This window comes from Streptomyces sp. NPDC002853 (assembly GCF_053591915.1).
Map to the genome: position 1 here is coordinate 120,361 of NZ_JBSFUS010000005.1, position 15,153 is coordinate 135,513.

Annotated in this window: 12 protein-coding genes; 2 read left to right on the forward strand and 10 right to left on the reverse strand. The window is 70.0% G+C overall.

From position 1 onward, the window contains the following. Nucleotides 1-25: 25 nt before the first annotated feature. Complete coding sequence (locus tag ACWD02_RS14835; protein WP_451209516.1) at nucleotides 26-856, forward strand: pectate lyase; 831 nt, start codon at nucleotides 26-28, stop codon at nucleotides 854-856. A 55-nt stretch (nucleotides 857-911) separates the two neighbouring features. Here ACWD02_RS14835 and ACWD02_RS14840 read toward each other — a convergent pair whose 3' ends face one another. The 7 genes from ACWD02_RS14840 to ACWD02_RS14870 form a co-directional block, all read right to left on the reverse strand. Further along, the gene (locus ACWD02_RS14840) at nucleotides 912-2,063 is read right to left on the reverse strand and encodes an aldose epimerase family protein (RefSeq protein ID WP_451209519.1); all 1,152 of its coding nucleotides are present in this window, start codon (nucleotides 2,061-2,063) and stop codon (nucleotides 912-914) included. 33 nt (nucleotides 2,064-2,096) lie between these two features. Further along, nucleotides 2,097-3,326: a multiple monosaccharide ABC transporter permease gene (gene mmsB / locus ACWD02_RS14845; protein WP_451209522.1), complete on the reverse strand. Its 1,230-nt coding sequence runs from the start codon at nucleotides 3,324-3,326 to the stop codon at nucleotides 2,097-2,099. A gap of 10 nt (nucleotides 3,327-3,336) precedes the next feature. Next, a complete protein-coding gene (gene mmsA, locus ACWD02_RS14850) occupies nucleotides 3,337-4,917 on the reverse strand; it encodes a multiple monosaccharide ABC transporter ATP-binding protein (protein ID WP_451209525.1) in 1,581 nt (526 codons plus the stop codon). Continuing rightward, the gene (chvE, locus tag ACWD02_RS14855) at nucleotides 4,914-6,032 is read right to left on the reverse strand and encodes a multiple monosaccharide ABC transporter substrate-binding protein (protein ID WP_451209528.1); all 1,119 of its coding nucleotides are present in this window, start codon (nucleotides 6,030-6,032) and stop codon (nucleotides 4,914-4,916) included. Before chvE ends, mmsA begins: the two co-directional genes overlap by 4 nt. A gap of 3 nt (nucleotides 6,033-6,035) precedes the next feature. After that, entirely contained in the window at nucleotides 6,036-7,004 is a 969-nt protein-coding gene (locus ACWD02_RS14860) for a hypothetical protein (protein WP_451209531.1), read from the reverse strand. 80 nt (nucleotides 7,005-7,084) lie between these two features. Then, a complete protein-coding gene (locus ACWD02_RS14865; RefSeq protein ID WP_451209534.1) occupies nucleotides 7,085-8,104 on the reverse strand; it encodes a zinc-dependent alcohol dehydrogenase in 1,020 nt (339 codons plus the stop codon). After that, the gene (locus tag ACWD02_RS14870) at nucleotides 8,101-9,261 is read right to left on the reverse strand and encodes a mandelate racemase/muconate lactonizing enzyme family protein (protein ID WP_451209536.1); all 1,161 of its coding nucleotides are present in this window, start codon (nucleotides 9,259-9,261) and stop codon (nucleotides 8,101-8,103) included. Before ACWD02_RS14870 ends, ACWD02_RS14865 begins: the two co-directional genes overlap by 4 nt. A 254-nt stretch (nucleotides 9,262-9,515) precedes the next feature. On the opposite strand from ACWD02_RS14870, the gene ACWD02_RS14875 reads away from it, so the two are divergent. Further along, a complete protein-coding gene (locus ACWD02_RS14875) occupies nucleotides 9,516-10,280 on the forward strand; it encodes an IclR family transcriptional regulator (protein ID WP_451209538.1) in 765 nt (254 codons plus the stop codon). On the opposite strand, the gene ACWD02_RS14880 is transcribed toward ACWD02_RS14875, so the two are convergent. The 3 genes from ACWD02_RS14880 to ACWD02_RS14890 form a co-directional block, all read right to left on the reverse strand. Next, nucleotides 10,277-10,795, reverse strand: coding sequence for a methylated-DNA--[protein]-cysteine S-methyltransferase (locus tag ACWD02_RS14880; protein ID WP_451209541.1), 519 nt, complete (start codon nucleotides 10,793-10,795; stop codon nucleotides 10,277-10,279). The two genes, ACWD02_RS14875 and ACWD02_RS14880, sit on opposite strands and share 4 nt — an antisense overlap. Nucleotides 10,796-10,891: 96 nt before the next feature. After that, a complete protein-coding gene (locus tag ACWD02_RS14885) occupies nucleotides 10,892-13,180 on the reverse strand; it encodes a glycoside hydrolase family 3 N-terminal domain-containing protein (RefSeq protein ID WP_451209544.1) in 2,289 nt (762 codons plus the stop codon). Next, complete coding sequence (locus ACWD02_RS14890; protein ID WP_451209547.1) at nucleotides 13,177-15,111, reverse strand: glycoside hydrolase 5 family protein; 1,935 nt, start codon at nucleotides 15,109-15,111, stop codon at nucleotides 13,177-13,179. Before ACWD02_RS14890 ends, ACWD02_RS14885 begins: the two co-directional genes overlap by 4 nt. Between the last annotated feature and the right edge of the window lie 42 nt (nucleotides 15,112-15,153).

The window sequence follows — 15,153 nt, forward strand, 5'->3', positions numbered from 1 at the left end:
ACCACCGAAGGAATGATCCGGGAACATGACCCCACGAGCGAACAAGCGCGTCCGTCACCGCCGAGGTCTCACCAAGCGCCGTGCCGTCGTCGGCGGCGTCGCCGCGCTCGGCCTGACCGGCGCCGCCCTCCTCACCACCACCATGATGTCGACGGCGGGGGCGGCGACCGCCTGGCCCGAGGCCAAGGGCGAGAAGCCGACGTCCAAGACCATCGAGGTCTCCGGTACCTACGACGGCGGTCTCAAGCGCCACTACGGCACCGGTGCCCTGGGCGGCGACGGCCAGGACGAGGGCCAGGACCCGGTCTTCAAGCTGAAGGACGGCGCGACGCTCAAGAACGTCATCCTCGGCTCCCCGGCCGCGGACGGCGTCCACTGCTCGGGCAGCTGCACGCTGCAGAACGTGTGGTGGGAGGACGTCGGCGAGGACGCGGCCACCTTCAAGGGGACGTCGGCGGGCTCGACGTACACCGTCTACGGCGGTGGCGCGAAGAAGGCCGACGACAAGGTCTTCCAGTTCAACGGCGCGGGCAAGCTGGTCGTCACGAAGTTCCAGGTCTCCGACTTCGGCAAGCTGGTGCGCGCCTGCGGCAACTGCTCCAAGCAGTACCAGCGCACCATCATCGTGAACGACGTGGACATCACCGCCCCCGGCAAGTCGATCGTCGGCATCAACACCAACTACGGCGACACGGCCGCGCTGCGCAACATCCGCGTCCACGGCGACAGCGGCAGGAAGATCGCCACCTGCGACCGCTTCACCGGCAACAACACCGGCGCCGAGCCGCCCAAGACGGGCACGGGCCCCGACGGCAAGTACTGCAGGTTCACGTCGGCGGACATCAGCTACAAGTAGCGGACACGGCGATGCGGCACGACCCCGCCGGGCCGTGCCGCATCGCCGTTCCGGTTCAGCGCGCCGAGAAGCTGTGGACCGTGCTCGACCGGTAGGTCTGCCCCGGGCGCAGCACCGTCGTGGGGAACTTCGGCTGGTTGGGGGAGTCCGGGAAGTGCTGGGTCTCCAGGCAGAGGCCGTCGCCCTGCCGGTAGGTGCGCCCCGAAGGTCCGGTGAGGGTGCCGTCCAGGAAGTTCCCGGAGTAGAACTGCACGCCGGGCTCGGTCGTGGCGATCTTCAGGGTGCGTCCCGACTCCGGGTCCCGCAGCGTCGCGAAGTGTTCGGGGCGCTTGGTGATGCCCTTGTCCAGGACCCAGTTGTGGTCGAAGCCCTTGGCGGTCACCAGTTGCTCGTGCGCGACCCGGATGTCCTCGCCGACCGTCTTCGCGCGCCGGAAGTCGAAGGGCGTGCCCGCCACCTTCGCCAGCTCGCCCGTCGGGATGAGACCGGCGTCGGTGGGCGTGAACCGGGAGGCGGCCAGGGCCAGTTCATGACCCATGATGTCGCCGCTGCCCTCGCCCGCGAGGTTGTAGTACGTGTGGTTGGTCAGGTTCACCACGGTGGCCTTGTCCGTGGTCGCCGCGTAGTCGATGCGCCAGTCACCGCGCGCGTCGAGCGTGTACGTCACGGTCACCCGCAGCGTTCCGGGGTAACCCATCTCCCCGTCGACGCTCGTGTAGTGCATGCGCAGGCCGACACCGGAGGAGTCCTTGAACGGCTCGACGTCCCACACCCGCGTGTCGAAGCCCTTGGCCCCGCCGTGCAGGCTGTTCTCGCCGTCGTTCACGGAGAGCTGGTGGGTCTTGCCGTCCAGGGTGAAGCGGCCCTTGGCGATGCGGTTGCCGTACCGGCCGATCAGCGCGCCGAAGAAGGTGGTCCCGGCGACGTACGCCTCGATGGTGTCGTAGCCGAGGGACACGTTGGTGTAGCGGCCGCGCCGGTCCGGCAGTTCGAGGGACTGCACGATGCCGCCGTAACTGAGCACCTTCATGCGGGTGCCGCCGTTGGCGAGGGACCAGCGGTACACCTTGGTGCCGTCGGCCAGCTTGCCGAAGAGTTCCTTGGTGGGCGTGCGGCCCGCCGACGCGTACGCGGTGCCGGTGACGGCGGCGGCGGTGAGACCGACGGCGGCGGCCGAGGCCAGGACGGTGCGTCTGCTCGTTTCCATGTGCGTCTCCAGACAGGGGAGTTGGGGAGAGGACTAGCGACCGACCTTGCGCTTGTTCCAGACGTCGAAGCCGACCGCGGCCAGCAGCACGAGCCCCTTGATGACCTGCTGGTAGTCGGTGCCGATGTTCACCAGGGACATGCCGTTGTTGAGGACACCGAGCACCAGACCACCGATCACGGCGCCCATCACCGTGCCGACGCCGCCGCTCATCGACGCGCCGCCGATGAACGCGGCCGCGATCGCCTCGAGTTCGAAGTTCAGGCCGGCCTGCGGGGTGCCCGCGTTCAGCCGCGCCGCGTACACACAGCCCGCGAGGGCCGCGAGCACACCCATGTTCACGAAGATCAGGAAGGTGACGCGCTTGTCCTTGACGCCGGACAGCTTCGCCGCTGCCTTGTTGCCGCCGAGCGCGTACACGTGCCGTCCGACGACCGCGTTGCGCATCACGTAGCCGAGGGCGATGAGGATGCCGCACATGATGAGCAGCACCACCGGCACGCCGTGGAAACTCGCGAGGGTCAGCGTGAAGGCGATGACGGCGGCGGAGATCGCCACCAGCTTGGTCACCCACAGGCCCGTCGGCATCACGTCGAGGTCGTAGGCCAGCTGCTGCTTGCGGCTGCGCCATTCGCGGAAGAGCAGGAACGCGACCGTCACCAGGCCGAGGACCAGCGTCGGGTTGTGGTACTGCGTGTACGGGCCCATCTCGGGGATGAAGCCCTTGGCGATGTTCTGGAAGCCCTCGGGGAACGGCGAGAGCGACTGGCCTTCCAGGACGATCTGCGTGAGGCCGCGGAACAGCAGCATCCCGGCGAGCGTCACGATGAACGACGGGATGCCGACGTAGGCGATGAAGAAGCCCTGCCACGCACCCGCGACCGCGCCGATGAGGAGCGAGAGGACCAGGGCGAGCACCCAGGGCATGTCGTGCTTGACCATCATCACCGCCGACATGGCGCCGACGAAGGCGACCAGGGAGCCGACGGACAGGTCGATGTGGCCGGCGATGATGACGATCATCATGCCGATGGCCAGGATGAGGATGTAGCCGTTCTGCTGGATCAGGTTGGACACGTTGTTCGGCAGGAGCAGCGTGCCGTCGGTCCAGATCTGGAACAGGATGACGATGAAGGCCAGGGCGACGAGCATGCCGTACTGGCGCATGTTGGAGCGCACGCTCTGCAGCAGCAGGGCACGCGTGGACTCCTTGGCGGGCGGCGTGGACGACGCGTCACGTGGTGGCGTGGTCGTGGTGGTCATGGCGGATGCCTCAGCTTCTGTTCTTGGTCATGTGGCGCATCAGGAGTTCCTGGGTGGCGTCCGCGCGGTCGACCTCACCGGTCAGCCGGCCCTCGGCCATCGTGTAGATCCGGTCGCACATCCCGAGCAGCTCGGGCAGTTCGGAGGAGATGAACAGCACCGCCTTGCCCGAGGCCGCCAGCTTGTCGATGACGGTGTAGATCTCGTACTTCGCGCCGATGTCGATGCCGCGGGTCGGTTCGTCGAGGATCAGGACATCGGGGTCGGCGTGGATCCACTTGCTCAGGACGACTTTCTGCTGGTTGCCGCCCGAGAGCCGCCCCACCTGCTCGAAGACGGTGGGGGCCTTGATGTTCATCGACTTGCGGTAGCGCTCGGAGACCGAGCGCTCGTGGTGCTCGTCGACGAAGCCGTCCTTGCGCCGCATGCCCGGCAGCGAGGCCAGGGAGATGTTGCGGTTGATGTTGTCGATGAGGTTGAGGCCGTACTGCTTGCGGTCCTCGGTGACGTACGCGATCCCCGCGTCGACCGCGGCGGGCACGTTCTTCGTCAGGACCTCGCGCCCGCCGACGGCAACCGTGCCGGCGACGTACGAGCCGTAGGAGCGCCCGAAGACGGACATCGCGAGCTCCGTGCGGCCCGCGCCCATCAGGCCCGCGATGCCGACGATCTCGCCGCGCCGCACGGTCAGGGACACGTCGTCGACGACCTTGCGGTGGTGGTCGACCGGATGCCGCACCGTCCAGCCCTGCACGGACAGGGCGAGGGAACCCGCGTCCTCGCCCTCGTAGGGCGTGCGGTCGGGGAAGCGGTGGTCGAGGTCGCGGCCGACCATGCCGCGGATGATGCGGTCCTCCGACAACTGCGGTTCGGAGGAGGGTGTCTCACGTACCGTCAGGGTCTCGATGGTCTGTCCGTCGCGCAGGATCGTCACGGAGTCGGTGATGGCCCTGATCTCGTTCAGCTTGTGCGAGATGATGATGCAGGCGATGCCCTGGTCGCGCAGTTCCAGGATGAGATCGAGGAGCTTGGCGCTGTCCTCGTCGTTCAGGGCGGCGGTCGGCTCGTCGAGGATGAGCAGCTTGACCTCCTTCGACAGGGCCTTGGCGATCTCCACCAGTTGCTGCTTGCCCACGCCGATGTCGGCGACCGGGGTCTGCGGCTTCTCGTTCAGGCCGACCCGCTTGAGCAGCGCGCTCGCCCTGCGCAGCGTGTCGTTCCAGTCGATGAAGCCCCGGGTGCTCTGTTCGTTGCCCAGGAAGATGTTCTCGGCGATGGACAGGTACGGGACGAGCGCCAGCTCCTGATGGATGATCACGATGCCGTGCTTCTCGCTGGCGCGGATGTCCTTGAAGGTCATCCGCCGGCCCTCGAAGTGGATCTCGCCGTCGTAACTGCCGTGCTCGTGAACGCCGCTGAGGACCTTCACCAGCGTCGACTTGCCCGCGCCGTTCTCGCCGCAGATCGCGTGGATCTCCCCGGCGCCCACGGTCAGATTCACGTCGGAGAGCGCCTTGACGCCGGGGAACGTCTTGGTGATGCCGCGCATTTCCAGTACGGGCCCGCGCGTCTCCGGTCCGGGTCCGCTCATGAGAGCTGCCCTGCCTTGAAGTAGCCCTCGTCGACCAGGAGTTGGGTGTTGGACTTGTCGATGCTGACCGGGTCGAGGAGGAAGGACGGCACGGTCTTCTTGCCGTTGTTGTAGTCCTTGGTGTTGTTGACCTTGGGCTTCTTGTCGTTCAGGACCGCATCCCCCATGGCCACCGTCTGCGCGGCCAGCTTGCGGGTGTCCTTGAACACCGTCTGCGTCTGCTCGCCGCGGATGATGGACTTCACCGACGCGAGTTCCGCGTCCTGCCCGGTGATGACCGGCAGGGGCTGGCTCTTGGAGCCGTAGCCCGCGCTCTTCAGCGCGGAGATGATCCCGATCGAGATCCCGTCGTACGGCGAGAGGACCGCGTCGACCTTCGCGGAGCCGTAGTTCTTGCTGATCAGGTCGTCCATGCGCTTTTGCGCTGTGCCGCCGTCCCAGCGCAGCGTGGTGGCCTGGTTCATCTTCGTCTGCTTGCTGCGCACGGTGAGCTGGCCGCTCTTGAAGTACGGCTCCAGCACCTTCATGGCGCCGTTCCAGAAGTACTTGGTGTTGTTGTCGTCCGGCGAGCCCGCGAACAGCTCGATGTTCTTCGCGTCGCCGCCCTTCTCGGGCTTGCCCAGCTTCAGCTTGTCGACGATGTACTGGGCCTCCAGGCGGCCGACGCGCTCGTTGTCGAACGACGCGTAGTAGTCGACGTTCTCCGTGCCGAGGATGAGTCGGTCGTACGAGATCACGGGGATGTTCGCGTCTGCCGCGCGCTGCAGGACCTCGGTGAGCGCGGAGCCGTCGATGGCGGCGACCACCAGGAGACTGCGCCCCTTGGTGATCATGTTCTCCAGCTGGGCGATCTGGTTCTCGACCTTGTCGTCGCCGTACTGCAGATCGGTCTTGTAGCCGGCCTTCTCGAACTGCTCGGCCATGTTGTTGCCGTCGGCTATCCACCGCTCGGAGGACTTGGTGGGCATCGCGAGACCGATGGTGCTGCCCTTGCCCTCGTCCGGCTGGTAGCGGCTGCCGCCCTTGGCCTCCTGGCCGCAGGCGGTCAGCGAGCCGAGGAGTACGGCGGTGGCCACTGCGGCGGTGAGCCGCATGCGGGATATGCGGGTTCTCATGGATCAGTCCCCTTCCGGGACGGGGAAGCGCTGGAGCTCGCCGGGCAGGCGTGAGCCGAGCGGAGACATCCCGCCGTCCGCGCCGTGCCGGGCGAGCAGGTCGAGGGCGAGACGGCCACGGCGGACCCGCTCGCGGGCGGTGTCCAGGGTGTGGTCGCGCAGGTGGGCACCGTAGGGGTAGATGCCGGGGGACTTGCTCAGGCCGAACTTGAGGTAGAGCGGGGCGCCGCGCCGGATCAGCTCGGCCGCCTCGTACATCCGGACGTAGCCGCCGAGGTCGTCGGGCGCCTCGACGTACAGGTCCATCGGGGCGCGGCTGGCCCGGCGGATCTCGGTGAAGTGGTCCAGGGTGAGGTCGGAGGGGACATTGAGCGAGTCCGCGCCGAGCCGCTCGTAGACCGCGTACGAGGCCGGGTTGACCGGGCCGATCAGGGCCGACACCTTGAACGTGGTGTCGGCGGGCAGCACACCGGCCACCCGCAGCCGGTGCAGCGTCCACAGCACGCCCTCGTCGGCGACGAGCAGGCACTTCACGCCCAACTCGGTGGCCCGTACGGCGTCTTCGACGCATCCGGCGAGCGCGTCATGGCCGCGCGAGCGAAGCCCCGCGCCGCCGGAGTCGGTGCGGGTCGCGGCACCGATGTCCCAGGTGCCGCGCGGCCCGGTGAACAGGCACAGCTCGATGTCCCGTTCGGCGCAGGCCTCCACCATCTCGGTGATCTCTACGTCGGAGAGCATCCAGATGCCGCTGCCCTGGCTGATCCGGTGGATCGGCACATCGAGCCGCGAGCTCTCCTTGAGGACGACGGCCAGCGCCTCCGGCCCCTCGACGGAGGGGATCTCGGTGCGCCAGGTACCACCGTCGGGGAACGTGTGCGGGGACGCGTCGGCCGGATCGACGGCGGGTACGGGGTGCCCGATGCGGGCGAGGGCGTCGACGCCGGGGCGGCGGGGTGCTGACGGGCTGGTCACGGGACTCCCATACGCGGTGAATTCTGCTGTGGAACTGCTGGTTCGATATTTCGTACGTCGGTCGGTTCGGTGGGTACGTCTCAGGGGCGCAGGAGCACCTTCCCGGTCTTCGGGTCGCCGCCGCCGACCAGCGCCACCGCCTCGCCGAACTGCTCCAGCGGGAACTCGTGCGTGATGAGCGGCGCCGGGTCGAGCAGTCCGAGCCCGAACGCGCGGACCGCGTCCGACCAGGCGGAGGACGGCGCGCCGAAGACGCTGCGCACCTGAAGCTGACTCAGCGAGAGATGCACCGGATCGATGCCGACCGCGCCGGGCGTGAACATGCCGGTCAGCACGACCCGGCCGCCCCGGCGCGCGAGCAGACACGAGGAGGCTGCGGTGCTCGGCGCCCCCGCGGTCTCCACCACTAGGTCGAACCGGCCGTGGTACCCCTCGGCTTCGGCGGGCGACAGGCTCTCGCTCGCCCCGAAGCCAAGGGCCTGGCGGCCGCGCTCGGCCCGCGGGTCGATCACGACCAGTTCGCCGGGCGATGACGCGGCGAGCAACTGCACCGCCAGCATCCCGAGGGTGCCCGCACCGACCACCGCGATCCGCTCGCCGGGCCTCGGCCGCCCCGTCCGCACCGCGCCCGCGATCACCGCGGCGGGTTCCAGGAGGGCGGCCGCGGCCAGGTCCGCGTCGGCGGGCAGGAGGTGCAACAGCCGTGCGGGTACGACCACGTGGTCGGCGAAGGCGCCGGGCTCGGTGAAGCCGGTCTCCGCGTATCCGCCGCCGCACAGGCTCGTCTCGCCCTCGCGGCAGCGCTCGCAGGTGCCGCAGGCCCGGAAGCCCTCGGCGACGGCCTTCCGCCCGGTGAGCGCCGGGTCGACGCCCTCACCGGTGGCCTCGACGGTGCCGGACCACTCGTGCCCGGGGATCACGGGATAGCGCACGTAGGCGGCATCCCGGTGACCGTCGTACACCTCGCGGTCACTCATGCAGATTCCCGCCGCCGCCACCCGGACCAGGACCTCGCCGGGCCCCGGCTCGGGTGGCGCGCCGACCGTGAGCCGGTGCGTGCCCGGCCGGTCGACGACGATCGCGCGTGAGTCGCCGCTCACGCGCCGGCCGCCTTGGGGGCGCGCTTCTCCCAGCCCTCGGCCCACAGGTCGAACCGCGCCTGCTGCTGCGGGAACTCGGCTGCCGCGTCCGTGTCGAGCTCGACGCCGAGGCCCGGCTCGTGCGACACCTCGAAGTAGCCGTCGACCACCTGCGGAGCGCCCTTGACGACCTTCTTGATCTCCGCGTCCGCGAAGTCGTTGAAGTGCTCCAGGATCTTGAAGTTGGGCGTGCAGGCCGCGACTTGGAGCGATGCCGCCGTCAGCACCGAGCCGCCGACGTTGTGCGGCGCGACCAGCGTGTAGTGCGTCTCAGCGGTCGCGGCCAGCTTGCGGGTCTCCAGGATGCCGCCGATGTGGCCGACGTCCGGCTGGATGATGTCGGCGGCCTGCGACTCGAAGAGCTCGCGGAACTCGATCCGGTCGTGGATGCGCTCGCCGGTGGCGATCGGCATGTCCACCTTGCCGGCGACCTTCTCAAGCGCCTTGAGGTTCTCCGGCGGCACCGGCTCCTCGAGCCAGGCCGGCTTGAACGGCGCGAGGTCCCGCGCGAGGCGCACGGCCGTGGACGGGCTGAACCGGCCGTGCATCTCCAGCATCAGCTCGGCGTCCGGACCGATCGCGTCCCGCACCGCCTCGATCAGCGAGACCGCGTACGACGTGCCCGCCTGGTCGAGCTCGTAGTGCCCGGTCCCGAACGGGTCGATCTTCAGGGCGCGGTAGCCGCGCTCCATCACGGCCTGAGCGGCCTTGTGGTAGGCCTCCGGAGTGCGCTCGGTGGTGTACCAGCCGTTCGCGTACGCCTTGACCTTGTCGGTGACCTTGCCGCCCAGAAGCTGCCAGACCGGCACGCCGAGCGCCTTGCCCTTGATGTCCCAGCAGGCCATCTCCACACAGGCGATGCCCGACATGACGATCTCGCCGGCCCGGCCGTAGTCGCCGTACTTCATCCGTCGCACGAGGTCCTCGACCGCGAACGGATCGGAACCCACGACGTGGTTGGCCGCCGCCTCGTGGAGGTAGCCGACCAGTGCGTCGGTATGGCCGAGCATGCGGGTCTCGCCGACGCCGGTGAGGCCTTCGTCGGTGTGGACCTGGACGTAGGTGAGATTGCGCCACGGCGTTCCCACCACGTGCGTGCTGATTCCCGTAATACGCAAGGCAGTTGCCCCTTGGTTGTTCGGTATTTCGTCACACGTTCGAAATGTTGGCGTGACCGTATTCACGCAGGCGGCAGGGTGTCAATGGGTCGCGCGAAACGGTCTTGGGCGGACCGGTGACCGTCAGGCCGTTGCGCGCCGAACGTCGCTGTGTCTAGCCTGTGTTCGTCATATCGATCGTTGACCGAAGTTTCGGACGCATCTGCAAGGCTGACGTGGACGCGATTTCGGCCGCACGGGGTGGGAGGCCGACCATGGGACGACTCGTTCCCGCGGTGACCAGGGCGCTGGACATACTGGAACTGTTCCTGGAGGGCGACGGGACACTGTCCGCCCCCGAGGTCACCCGCAGGCTCAGGCTGCCGCGGACCACCGTGCACGAACTGCTCACCACCCTCGCCGCCCGTTCGTACCTTGTCCAGATACCGGACCAGACGGGCCGCTACCGCCTCGGCGTACGCGCCTACCAGCTCGGCAGCCGGTACGCCGAGCAGCTCGACCTGGCGGCGGAGGGCCAGCAGGTGGCCCGCGAGGTCGCCGAGACCTGCGACGAGACCGTCCATGTGGCGGTCCTGGAGGACACGGACGTCATCTACATCGCCAAGGTGGACTCCACGCACGCCGTGCGGATGGTCTCCGCCGCGGGCCGCAAACTGCCCGCCCACTGCACGTCGGTCGGCAAGATGCTGCTCGCCTCACTGCCTCAGGCGGAGCTCGAGTCCCGGCTCGCGGGGCGGGAGTTGGTGGCGATGACGCAGAACAGCATCACGGAGCCGGACGCGCTGCTCTCCGCGCTCGCCGGCATCCGGGAGCGCGGAGTCGCGGCCGAGCACCGGGAGTCGAACCCGGACGTCAGCTGTGTGGCAGCCCCGGTCCGTGACAGCGCGGGCCACGTCGTCGCGGCGCTCTCCATTTCCGTGCCGATGATCCGCTGGAGCGAGCAGCGCGAACACGAACTGGCCGAGCTTGCCGCCAAGGGCGCGGGCGACCTCTCGGAGCGCCTGGGGCATCGACGCTAGATCTGCGACTCCAGGTCCAGGAGCCGCCGCTTGGCTTCCAGGCCGCCCGCGTATCCCGTCAGCGAGCCGTCGGCGCCGATGACCCGGTGGCAGGGGCGGACGACGAGCAGGGGGTTGCGCCCGATCGCCGTCCCCAGGGCGCGGACCGCCACACGAGAGAGGCCGAGCCGCTCGGCGAGCTTCCCGTACGTGGTGGTCGTGCCGTACGGGAGCGAGTCGAGGGCCTGCCAGACCCGCCGCTGGAAGTCGGTGCCGACGCCGCTCGCGTACTGGATGTCGAAACGGGTCAGCGTCCCGTCGAAGTACGCGCGCAGCTGCCCGGCGATCACGGCGAAGGCCTCGTCGTCACGCACCCACCCGTCCTGGACGGCGACGCCGCCCTTCTGCCCCGGCAGGGACAGCGAGGCCAGCGCGGTGCCGCCGTTCGCGGTGGCCGACTCCTCGCCGACGAGCAGCAGCTCGCCCAGCGGGCTCTCGACGGTCGTGTAGACGGCCTTGGTCATGACCTTGCTCATCAGATGCTCCCTCTTACCCCGGCGACCTGTCCCCGGTGACACCCCCAAGTCTGCGGGGTACGGGGGCGCCCGGCTGGCGGGATTCGGACATGGCGCTCATGAGGGTGTCAGGGTCAGACGGGCGCCACTCGTGCGGTCGGCCGAAGGTCCGGTCTCCAGCAGGAGCTCGCCGGGCTCCACGACGAACTCCAGGGCGCGGTCCAGCGAGGCAAGGGTATCCGCCGCGACGACGAAGGCGACCTCGGCCCGTTCGCCGGGGGCCAGGTCCACGCGCGCGAAGCCGCGCAGCTCACGGACGCGCGGCCAGGAGCTGGACCCCGAGAGGCGGCGCACATAGAGCTGCACGGTCTCCCGCACGGACCGCGGGCCCGTGTTCGTCACGGCGACGGAGCAGGTGAGCGCCGGATCGGTGACCGGGGCACGCTCGCGCGAGAGCCGGGGCTCCCCGTACCGGACGGTCGTGTACGAGAGGCCGTGGCCGAAGGCGTGCAGCGCGGTGGCGGGCTGGTCCACGTAGCCCCGGTAGCCGTGATCCTTGGCGTTGTAGAACACCGGCAACTGGGCTGCCGAGCGCGGCACGGAGACCGGGAGCCGCCCCACGGGCTCCGCGCGCCCGAAGAGCACGTCGGCCACCGCCCGGCCTCCCCACGGCCCCGGATACCAGGCGCAGAGGACGGCACGGGCCCGCCCGGACAGCTCCGGCACGGCATGCGGCCGTCCCTGGACGAGGACCACGACGACGGGTGTGCCGGTGGCGGCCACCGCATCGAGCAGCGCCGACTGCCCGGCCGGCAGAGTCAGCTCGGCAAGGTCGACCCCCTCACCGCACGTCATGCCCACCGGGCCGCCGGAGACGACGACGGCCGCCCCGTTGCTGTCGAAGCGCGTGTCCGCCTCCCGCGCGCTGGACCCGCCGAGCACGAGCACGGCCGTATCCGCGCCCGCGGCGAGCGCCACCGCCTCCGCGATCCCGGAGCGGTCGTCGCCGACCAGCTCACAGCCCCGCGCGTACGTCACGTCGACCTCCGGCGGCGCCACCGCCCTGATGCCGTCGAGGACGGTGAGGCCGGTGCCGGGGCGCTGCGGCGCGGTGTAGTCGCCGAGCTGCTGAGGGAGCGAGTCGGCGTTGGGGCCGATGACGGCGACGCGGGGAGGGTCCGCCAGGGGGAGCGTCGCCCCGTCATGGCTCAGCAGGACGACGGACTCGCGCGCCAGGCGCTCGCTCACTTCATCCAGGGCGGGCGAGCTCTCACGGGCCTCTCCGCCGACGTAGGGCCGCTCGAAGAGCCCCAGGCGGAACTTCAGCGTCAGGACACGGGCGACCGCCGCATCCAGGGCGTCCTCGGAGACCAGGCCCCGCTCCACCGCCTCCGCGAGCCGCGGGAAGCAGCCGTCCCACAGACTCAGGTCGGTGCCCGCGTCCAGGGCGAGCGCGCCCGCGGCGACCGGATCGCCGGCCAGGCGCACGAGACGGTCGAGCGCGCACCCGTCGGCCATGACCAGGCCGGTGAACCCCCAGCGCTCGCGCAGCAGACCGGTGAGCAGCTCGCGGTTGGCCGCGCACGGCACGCCGTCGAACTCGTTGTACGCGGCCATGACGCCCGCCGCCCCGGCACGTACTCCCGCCCGCGCCGCGACCAGGTGGATCTCGTGGAGTTCACGCGGGCCGAGCTCCGTGGCCGCGCTGTTGCGGCCGCCGACCGTCGCGCCCTGTCCGGCGAAGTGCTTGAGCACGACGGCCGCCCGGTCCGGGGCGTACGAGGTGCCCTCACCCTGCATGCCCCGCACCAGCGCCCCCGTGAAGCGCGCCGCCAGATACGGGTCCTCGCCGAAGCACTCCTCCGCGCGGCCCCAGCGCGGGTCCCGGACCAGGTCGAGCGCGGAGACCAGGGCGACATGGCCGCCCCGGGCGCGCAGCTCGGCGGCGGCGCCCGCCGCGGCGGCCTCGTACAGATCCGGGTCCCAGGTCGCGCCCACCGCGAGATTCACCGGCAGGACCGTGCCGTCCAGGGCCTGGTGGCCGTGCGGGACCTCCTCGACGAGAAGGACGGGGATGCCGAGCCGGGTGCCGGACACGACGTGCCGCTGCACCGAGTCGGCCACCCGCGCCGCGTCCGCCGCCGTGATGCCGTCCGCGAAGGTCACTCCCGACCACGGGTCGGCGCGCTGCAGCCCGTACAGCGCGCCCATCCCGTCGAACGCGGCGACCTCGGCGCGGAAGGCGTCCGTCAGGCGGTGGCCGTCGGCCGTCCGCTCGTAGGCGTCCCAGCCATACATCCGCTGGTTGACCTGGCCCACCTTCTCGGTGAGCGTCATCCGGGAGAGCAGGTCGCGCACCCGGTCGGCGACCGGGGCTGCCGGGTCCCGGTACAGCGGCCCGCTCATCGCTGTTCGAGGACGCGCACGCCGAACGGGGCGAGCCGCACCTCCTCCACCGCCTCACCCGTCGCCAGGTCGTGCAGCGAACCGTCCACCGCGGGACGCACCGTCAGCTCCTCGTCCGACTGGCTGACCAGCCACACGAACCGCCGCCCGTCCTCGTGCACCAGGGCGTCCGCCGATATGTGGGCACTGTCGACCGTGACCGGCCGCCGCACGCCCGCGAGCTGGGCCAGCGCCGCGTACAGCCGGTGCGTCTGCTCGGGGTTGACGCGGGCCGTGCGCGCGGCCATGTGCTCCAGGGGGTAGGTGGCCAGGACCGTGCGGCCCCGGCCCGTCTCGTGGACGAGGAGCGCCGGGCGGCCGTGCGCGTCCTTCGCCACGACGCGCGCCCCGGTCGGGACGACCGGCAGATAGGCGCGGCTGTCCTCGTTGCCGGCGACCGGGAAGCGCAGGGTCTCGCCCGCGGCGATACCCCCGAACTCCTCGGTGAAGGTCAGCTCGAGGACATCGTCCTCGATGGGCTCGGCCACCCCGTAGGTGAGCTGGAGTTCGACCCCGAAGAGACCGTCCAGGTCGTCGAACCACGGACCGCGCGTCCCGGGGTGCTCGCCGGAGCAGAACGACAGATACACGGTGGCACCCTCGCGGGCCCGCCGCTCGAGTTCGCGCCGCGTCCGGGTGGTCAACTGCCGGGTGGACGGCAGGAGATACAGCGCCGCCTCTCCGGGGAGACCGTCCGCCTCGCGCAGAAGCCCCACCGGGAGATCGGCCCCGCACGCGGCAACGTACGCCTGGTGCAGGGAGGTGAAGATCAGCGGCCGGTCGGCAGGGCGGCTGTAGGGGTAGCCGCGCTCCAGGAACGCGGGCACGACGAGCGCCGCGTCCGCGTCTGATCGGCGGCAGCGGGCGAAGTCGACCTGCTTCAACACGGCGGAGAACGCGGCAAGTTCGTGGAGCGGTGTCTTGGGGGCGCCCGTACTGTCCGTGATCCCGAAGTGCATCTCGAAGGCGTGATGGTCGTACGGCGACTGGTCCCACAGGTCGTCGTAGTCGGTGTTGTTCCAGGCCATCCAGCCGGTCGCGCCGCCGAGGAGGGAGTTGTGGAGAGTCTGGCGGTAGTAGATGCCCGCGTTCTGGGCCGACACGGTGTCCGTGGAGAGGCCGAACTCCTCCAAAATCACCGGTTGTTCGGTGACGCCGGCCAGCTCGCACTCGAACGCGGCGCGGTAGTGCTGACGTACGCGGTCCGTGTCGGAGCGGTAGACGTGCGGGCCCACGAAGTCGACGTACTCGGCCGTGTCCCGCAGCGAGAAGCCGTTGTCGCGGCCCGTCACCTCGATGCCCCACGCGCCGTCGCCGAGCGACACCGGCTGGGTGCCACCGGCCGCGCGCACCGCGTCACACATGAACTGGGCCCAGGCGGTGACGACATCGCTGGAGGGCGGGTCCACCTGGTAGATACGGCCGTAACCGGGCATCTCGTTGGTGATGAGCCAGCCGGTGACGGCCGGATGGTCCTTGAAGCGGCGCGTCATCTGCGACACGAACCACGCCTGGCGGCCCACCAGCCACACGTCCTCGTACAGGTCGCGGTCCCCGCGCCATGCCGGGTCCCAGTTCTCGCCGGACATGTGCCCGACGATGAAGGTGGGCACCGTGCCCATCCCGGACTCGGTGTGCGCGTCGAGGAAGTCACGGAAGCGGTCGCACAACTCCTCGTCGATCCGGTGTGGTTCGGGGTGGAAGTCCGGCCAGTAGAAGAACGAGCGGGTCATCGTCAGGCCGTGCTCGCGCAGCACGGCCAGTTCCTCGCGGACCGTCTTCGGGTCGTAGTTCCGCCACATCAGCGGACCGCCGGTACGGGACCAGAAGTTGGCGCCGATCCAGGGCAGGACGGCGGAGTCGTGGGTGAGGTGGGCGCTGTGGCGTCGCATGGTGGTACTCAGGTCTTTCCGTACGGGGGTGGAGAGGTGAGC